The following is a 6,062-nucleotide window of genomic DNA, read 5'->3' on the forward strand; positions in this document are numbered from 1 at the left end:
CTTGGCCATGCGATTCACGTGACGTGGCCGGTGTTGTCTGTACTTCTGGCAATTCAGCTTGCGTTGGGATTGCTGATTGGTTTTGTTGAGGGCTGGTCTCTCGGGGATGCGGTCTATTTTACTTTCATTACCGGCCTCACGATTGGTTACGGTGATCTCGTCCCGAAGCAGGCGTTGTCGCGCGCGCTTGCGATCGGAATTGGCTTTCTCGGGCTGTTTGTCACGGGTGTCATAGCGGCAATTGCGGTCCACGCCATGCTCTCAGCGCTAACCGATGGCGGGAGTGACGGTGAGCGATCCTAGTTTCAACGAGGTGATCGAGTAAGCATGCTGCTTGTGCACTGCGCGAAATGACCGCTGGCCCATCGCGACACTTCGGTGCGAGGCCGAATTTGGTCGCGACCGGGAGCATAGCGGACGTCGATGAATGCCCGTCCTGCTGCTATGACGTCTCCGTCCGCTCTCTTAAGCCAAGCAGTTTGAAGTCGAAGGCGCACAGCCCGGCCCCATAAGCCGGGATTTAGTGCGGTCAGGTACCGGTACCGGTTATTGATACTAGACGACGACCCTGTGCGATAACCGACTCGCGGCGACCGTTCTCGATGACCTTGGGTGCCCTGAGCAGTGGGGGGCGCATCGGCGCGCCCTGAGGTCAGTTCGGCGCCGCCGCGCTTCTCCCGGCCGATTTGCTCTCGATTGCGGCGTCCAATTTCGCGCCGAGTAGCATGACGACAGTGGAAATCCCGAGCCAGGTCATGAAGCCGACGACAGCGTCCAGCGAGCCATACAACCTATCGTAACTATTGAATTCGGCGAGATACCAAGAAAAGACCATCGACGCGACCACCAGCAGGATAGCCGCCAGCCCGCTCCCCCATGTCACCCAGCGCCACTTCGCGTCGCTGCGGCTTGGCCCAACGCGGTAGACGACGCTGAGCCAAATCATGACGATGATTAAGGTCGCGGCTCAACGAAATATGGCTTCGAAGTGTTGAACCTGCTCCCCCAGTCCCAAGAACCTGAAAAGCCCGATCGGCAGAACGTCGATGATCGCGATCAGCCCGTAGACGACCGCGCCCAGCGTGATGGCGAACGTTGTCGCATAAAATCGCAGCAGGCTTCTCTCTTCCGTCTCGCCATGCACCACGTTCAGCGCGTCGAACAGCGCGCTCACCCCGGAGTTGGCGCTCCACATCGACATCAGAAGACGATCAGGAAAGCCATGCTCAGCGTGCTGATGTTCTTTTCGGCGAGCGATTGGATTTCTCCCTTGATGAGGTCGATGATGCTTGTGGGGACAACACCGGCCAACAGGGCGACGCGCTCTGGGATCGCATGAGGGTCGGCGAACAGACTGTAGAGCGAAACGATCGTCGCCAATGCCGGGAAGATGGCCAAGAGTGCAAAAAAGGCGACGCCGCCGGAAGTCGTAAGCAGTCTGTGCTCGAAGATAGAAGAGAAAACGCGCCAGCCAACATGGGCCCATCCCGGAGGCGCGATCGGGTTGGCAGGCGCCGCGCGACTTGCGGAGACCCGCTCGGGCGCCTGCGCGGCGTATGGGTCGGTGGCGCCCAACTCGGCTTCGCGCCCATATGCTGAAGGATCGTTCTCAAGTCCGTCGGTCACGGTCGGCCTCAAACGCCGCCAGCTACGGAACCTCACCTTGGGGCACCGAGTGCCCGCGACCGAAAATCGAGGTGACATCGTCACCTTGATCGAAGAAGCCCGACGAGCGTGTGCCGCGCGCCGGGCCCCTCCTTGGGGGCGTTGGCGGACAGAATCCGCGCACCCTCTACCTTGCATTGGGGCGAACTTTCCAACTTCGCGCAAGAAGGCAATCTCGCGATGCACAACGCTTTCGAGGTGGAACAAAATACGCCGATGATGAACTGGCTTTGCCGGTTCTTAAGTGCAGCCTCGATAATTCATGGGAAGCGCTTGGTCGGCATTCTTCAGCCAGATGGCGATTGCTGGACTGGCGATGTTATCGCCTAGGCGGATGAAGCAGACCCGACGATGTCGCCCTACACTGACAATCGAGCTGCCGATCAAGATCATGGGGAAGTTCGACTTGGTTTTTTGCGGCAGGCGGGCGCGCGCTTTTGGTCATAGATTATTCACGTGATTGTCGCTGCACCGGGCGTTGTAGGTTTGCGCCTCCAGCGCCGCCCCGAAGTCGCAAGCTGGGCGCCTCGGTAAGCCGGGATTGAGTGCGGTCAGGTACCGGTACCGGTCACCGACACTTGCTTTCCGTTCGCAGCCATCTCGCCGGGTTCTGCCAGCCGCGTGGCCTGATGCGCGCAACAGCAGGTGAGCCGGGCCTCTTTTACTCCGAGCAGCTCAACTGCCTGAGCTGCCGCTCTTGCGTCGGCGATAGCTTGTGCCCCAGTCGCATCCTAGGCGCTTGGCCAACGCGGCAGCCGTTCCCTCAGCGTCGGCCGCAGCACTCGACGGGGGGCAAGGAGCGGCTCGGCGGCATCTCCAAGCAGGGAGATCGCTATCTTCGACGGTTGCTCGTCATCGGTGCAACAGCCGTTGTTCAACACGCCCGACGGCATCCGCAAAAGCACCCCTGGGTCATGAGGCTGCTGGCCAGGAAGCCGGCCAAGCTGGTCGCCGTTGCCGTTGCCAACAAGATAGCGCGCATCGCTTGGGCGATCATGGCCAAAGGCGGACGCTATCGGGCGCCGGAGCCCGCTGCAGCCGCCTGAAAAGGCTTGGCAATGGGAGCGTGAGGCGACGGCGGAGCAAGACAATCGAATTGCGAGGGTGATGATGACGTGATGCGAAACGGTCGAGCCGTCGATTGGGACAACCCGCTTCTGGGTCATGGGCATTAAAGCCCGTGCGAATGATTGGGACCCGATCCGCGGACTACATCAGAGCCAGCGGTCATGCTGCCGCGCAAACAGGCCGGACACATGACTTGCACCCGACCGCAAGCCGAACGTCAGATTCTTCTTGCAACGCGGGCGTCGTCCACACACATGACCCGAAGCCGACATATTGGTGGTTGCTCAAAGGCTTCGATGCGGGAGCCTTTCAAAGATCAGAGCCTGCCCGGTCCAAAATCTCGCGGACTTTCAGCGCCAGTTTAGCTTGAGTGATCGGTTTTTCGAGGAGATCGACTCCATCATCGAGCCGGCCCTGATGTACAACGGCGTTTCGCGAGTGTCCGGTCATGTACAAGGTCTTGAGGTGGGGACGAATCTGCTGGGCGCGCCGGCCGAGCTCGCGGCCGTTGATGCCGGGCATTACCACGTCTGTCAGCAGCAAATCCACGCGTTGCTCCGGCTGCAGCAGGATGGTCAGCGCCGCCTGCGCGCTGCCGGCCGCGACCACCCGATAGTTGAGATCGCGCAAGACGTCTGAAACGTAGACCCGAAGGTCGGCATCGTCCTCCACGACGAGAATGGTCTCGACCGACTCGCCTTCCGCGATGACCTCATCCTCATCCTCATCGTTCGCCGCCGGCTGCTCGCCGCCATGGTAGCGCCGGAAATACATCCTGATGCTGGTGCCTTCGCCGAGCTCGCTGTAGATCTTCACGTTGCCGCCGGATTGCTTGACGAAGCCATAGACTTGGCTAAGCCCGAGACCGGTTCCTTCACCCGGCTCCTTGGTCGTGAAGAACGGCTCGAAGGCGTGATGGAGAACATCAAGGCTCATGCCGGTCCCGGTGTCGCTCACGCAAATCACGACGTATTGCCCGGGGGCCACTTCAGGGTTGGCGCGAAAATACTCCTCGTCGGCTGAAACATTGGTCGCCTCTACCGTCAGCTTGCCGCCATCCGGCATCGCGTCGCGGGCATTAATGGCCAGATTAACGATTGCGGATTCCAGATGGTTGACGTCGGCCTCGATCTGCCAGAGGCCGGCGCCGCCGACGGTCTGAACCTCGATGCGTTCGCCTAGCGTGCGCTGCAGGAAGTCCTCCAGGCCACTGAGAAATTTGTTGAGGTTGATCGGCTTGGGATCGAGCGCCTGGCGGCGGGAAAAGGCGAGCAGCCGGCTGGTCAACGCTGCGGCGCGCTGTGCTGCGCGTTTTGCGTTGGTCAGTGCGCGATGCAGATTGGGCCCTCCGACGTTCCGGCTGTTGCGCTCGGCGTTCTCGAGATTGCCAAGCACGATCATCAGCAAATTGTTGAAGTCGTGTGCAATGCCGCCGCTGAGTTGGCCGACGGCTTCCAGCTTCTGGGACGCGGCGAGCTGCTCCTGAACGCGCTTTAGGTCGTCCTGCGCCCGCTTGCGATCGGTCAGATCGCGGGTCACCTTGGCAAAGCCGATGATGGCGCCGCTTTCGTCCGTGATCCGGTCGATGACAACGGAGGCCCAGAAGCGCGTGCCGTCCTTGCGCATGCGCCAGCCTTCGGTCTCGAACCGCCCGTGCTCCGCCGCCTGCTTCAGTGCCGTTGCGGGCACATCCTTTTCCAGATCCTCCGGCGTATAGAACGCGCTGAAATGTCGACCGATGATCTCGTCGGGCGCGTAGCCCTTGATGCGCTGCGCACCGGGATTCCAGGTCGCAATGTGGCCGGAGGCATCGAGCTGGAAGATGGCGTAGTCGACGACGGCTTCGACCAGCCGCCGATATCGTCGCTCACTCTCCAGCAATTCGTGATGGGCCTGCTGGCGCTCGGTGATGTCGCGGGTGACCTTTGCGAAGCCGAGTAGCTGGCCGGCCTCGTCGCGGATCGCATCGAGCACGACCAGCGCCCAGAACCGGGTGCCGTCCTTGCGCACGCGCCATCCTTCGGAGGCAAAGCGGCCCATCTCGCCCGCTGTCGCCAGCGCTATCTCGGGGAGCTTTTTCTCGCGATCCTCCGGCGTGTAGAAGACCGAAAACGGTCGTCCGATGATCTCGTCGGCCGAATACCCCTTGAGGCGCTCAGCTCCGGTGTTCCAGGTTTTGACGACCCCATCGGCGTCCAGCATGAAAATCGCGTAGTCGACGATCGCATTGATCAGCAGTTCGAGGCTGGGGACATCTCCGAAGGCAAGTGTCTTCATTGGGAGGGGAACTCACAAGGGTCGAGCGTTAACCCACGAGAAACAAGGCTAGTTCCCCGTTCTCATATCGTAAGACCTGAGCCCATTTCGACCGCGCAGCAGATGTGTAGAGTTCCCGGATCAACGAGTCCGGTTGTGGCCCACACCGACGGAAGCCAACGGTCGTCGGCATGTCCGCTGGTAGGGGTTAAGCCGGAAGTGGCGGTGCGGCGACCAAGCCGACGCTGATGACCCGTTGCTGACTCAGCGCAAAGGCTATGGCGGGGAAGTTAAGAAGACCGCCTTCAGGTAGCGGCCTTTTCCTAGTCGTCGACCTCCACGTCGACGTGCCCGATGCCAGGTCCGACCAGGCCGAGCTCGCGGGCCGGAGCCAGAGCCAGATCGAGGACACGCCGATGAACGAACGGGCCGCGATCATTGACAGACACCACGACCGATCGGCCGCCGCGCGACACCCGCAACTTTGTGCCGAACGGCAGGCAGCGATGCGCCGCTGTCGGAAGTCGATCGTCGAAGCGCACGCCGGAGGCCGTGCGACTGCCGCTCTCGTTGGAGTAGTAGGAAGCCAAGCCGGAAAAGGAGCGCTCGCACACGGCGCCAGGACTGACAAACAGGCATAGCAGCGCCATCGCCGCTAACGGCGTTTTCATAAAGACCTCTCGGGTTTGGAATTAACAGCCGCCGGCCAACGAGGCGCAGGCTAGGGCGCCCTTGAGCACGACCGGCCGATCATCCAGTTGTTCAGGCCAGCTATCACGGCCTCGGCCGGCAACCCGCCGCGACCATGCAGCCAATGGCCGTAAACAAGTAATGTTCCTAGCGTCCCCAACGGGAATGGGTTGAACCGAACTTGGTGGCTGACATCGCGTACCTAGGCACCTATCGCGCGCGTGCCGACGTAGTGATCGAATAGAGCTTCCTTGCTGCGATGCATGAGTCTGTTTATGGCCCTTTGCGTCATTTCGCTGTCGCGCAGTAGAGTAGTCGGTTTCGGGGAAGAGCAGACATCGAACACGAGCCGAACCCGCAGAGTCGGTCGAGAATGACCCGAA

Annotated in this window: 6 protein-coding genes and 1 pseudogene; 2 read left to right on the top strand and 5 right to left on the bottom strand. The window is 61.1% G+C overall.

Translation table 11 applies throughout. The annotated features are described in order from the left end of the window. Positions 1–303 (top strand): potassium channel family protein (locus tag AC629_RS39060; RefSeq protein WP_143199791.1); only part of this gene is annotated, 303 nt, incomplete at its 5' end. Positions 304–652: 349 nt separating this feature from the next. Here AC629_RS39060 and AC629_RS39065 read toward each other — a convergent pair. Genes AC629_RS39065 through AC629_RS39075 form a run of 3 tightly spaced genes read right to left on the bottom strand, consistent with a single transcriptional unit; the run spans position 653 to position 1,626 of the window. Beyond that, a complete protein-coding gene (locus tag AC629_RS39065; protein WP_349531536.1) occupies positions 653–955 on the bottom strand; it encodes a YihY/virulence factor BrkB family protein in 303 nt (100 codons plus the stop codon). Positions 956–967: 12 nt separating this feature from the next. Next, positions 968–1,201: a hypothetical protein gene (locus tag AC629_RS39070; RefSeq protein WP_084810014.1), complete on the bottom strand. Its 234-nt coding sequence runs from the start codon at positions 1,199–1,201 to the stop codon at positions 968–970. Beyond that, on the bottom strand, positions 1,201–1,626 hold the full coding sequence (locus AC629_RS39075) for a YhjD/YihY/BrkB family envelope integrity protein (protein WP_168195695.1): 426 nt from the start codon (positions 1,624–1,626) through the stop codon (positions 1,201–1,203). Before AC629_RS39075 ends, AC629_RS39070 begins: the two co-directional genes overlap by 1 nt. A gap of 668 nt (positions 1,627–2,294) precedes the next feature. Here AC629_RS39075 and AC629_RS50815 point away from each other — a divergent pair. Next, complete coding sequence (locus AC629_RS50815) at positions 2,295–2,711, top strand: transposase (RefSeq protein ID WP_502693094.1); 417 nt, start codon at positions 2,295–2,297, stop codon at positions 2,709–2,711. Positions 2,712–3,042: 331 nt separating this feature from the next. Here AC629_RS50815 and AC629_RS39090 read toward each other — a convergent pair whose 3' ends face one another. Together AC629_RS39090 and AC629_RS39095 are read right to left on the bottom strand one after the other, a co-directional pair. Continuing rightward, a complete protein-coding gene (locus AC629_RS39090) occupies positions 3,043–5,010 on the bottom strand; it encodes a hybrid sensor histidine kinase/response regulator (protein ID WP_084810017.1) in 1,968 nt (655 codons plus the stop codon). A 302-nt stretch (positions 5,011–5,312) separates the two neighbouring features. Then, positions 5,313–5,597: pseudogene (locus AC629_RS39095) on the bottom strand (septal ring lytic transglycosylase RlpA family protein); the annotation flags it as partial. Positions 5,598–6,062 lie beyond the last annotated feature (465 nt).

The organism is Bradyrhizobium sp. NAS80.1 (assembly GCF_001908205.1).
Classification (GTDB): domain Bacteria; phylum Pseudomonadota; class Alphaproteobacteria; order Rhizobiales; family Xanthobacteraceae; genus Bradyrhizobium.

Coding starts and splice junctions, on each gene's coding strand:
- AC629_RS39070 (WP_084810014.1), bottom strand. CDS start 1,201: ATGTCGATGTGGAGCGCCAACTCCGGGGTGAGCGCGCTGTTCGACGCG.
- AC629_RS50815 (WP_502693094.1), top strand. CDS start 2,295: ATGCGCGCAACAGCAGGTGAGCCGGGCCTCTTTTACTCCGAGCAGCTC.
- AC629_RS39090 (WP_084810017.1), bottom strand. CDS start 5,010: ATGAAGACACTTGCCTTCGGAGATGTCCCCAGCCTCGAACTGCTGATC.